This is a genomic window from Paenibacillus sp. Y930 (assembly GCF_056786375.1).
The window spans coordinates 1-670 of record NZ_JBXCIX010000041.1 but is presented as its reverse complement, the minus strand read 5'-3'; the positions used below and the strand labels follow the sequence as shown (position 1 = coordinate 670).

The following is a 670-nucleotide window of genomic DNA, read 5'->3' as shown; positions in this document are numbered from 1 at the left end:
CATAACGTTCAGGTATTCACGAACTTGCGCAGTAAGTTGTCACTGAAACTACTACTTCTGCCAATAACATCAAAGTGACCAAGGCGTAGCCGCCGCGTGAATACTGTGTTATGTGAAGTGATCGACTTCGTTGATTTTGCTTTCAACTCATGTATCATTTTTGTTTCCCTTTATGTAATTTTCAAGTTCTTTCCTTGTTATTGGATGTAATATTATTTCTTCAGATTTCATCATTCTTTCTACTAGACTAGATTCTTTAACTATACGCCCCCACTTTCTTGAAAACGACTTCCAGTCACATACCATTTCTATCATATACTTCTTTGGCATTGGCAAAGCTTCTCTTTTGTTTCTATTTACTATCCAATATTCCCAATGGTGTTTATTATGATTTTGATGATGTAACCAAGCTTTCTTCCATCTTAGCTCGGTATTCTCATCCTTCTGGTTTGAATAAAACTTAAGTGCATACGGAATAAATTCTTGAGTAGAAAATTTTGACATATCATGAATGATCCCTTGAAGATACAATCCTTCTTTCCAACATTCAATGAGAACGCTAACTTTATGATCCAAAACATAAAGAAAATATCGCCAATATACTAAGAATATTATGGCCCTCTCCTTTGGATTTATAGATTTTATATTCTTTCGATCATTTCACATAACG

The 670-nt window shown here is 34.2% G+C and carries 1 protein-coding gene; it reads right to left on the bottom strand.

The features are described 5' to 3' along the window. Positions 1 to 147: 147 nt before the first annotated feature. Complete coding sequence (locus tag AC1TO5_RS21275; protein WP_482064829.1) at positions 148 to 612, bottom strand: DUF5662 family protein; 465 nt, start codon at positions 610 to 612, stop codon at positions 148 to 150. Positions 613 to 670 lie beyond the last annotated feature (58 nt).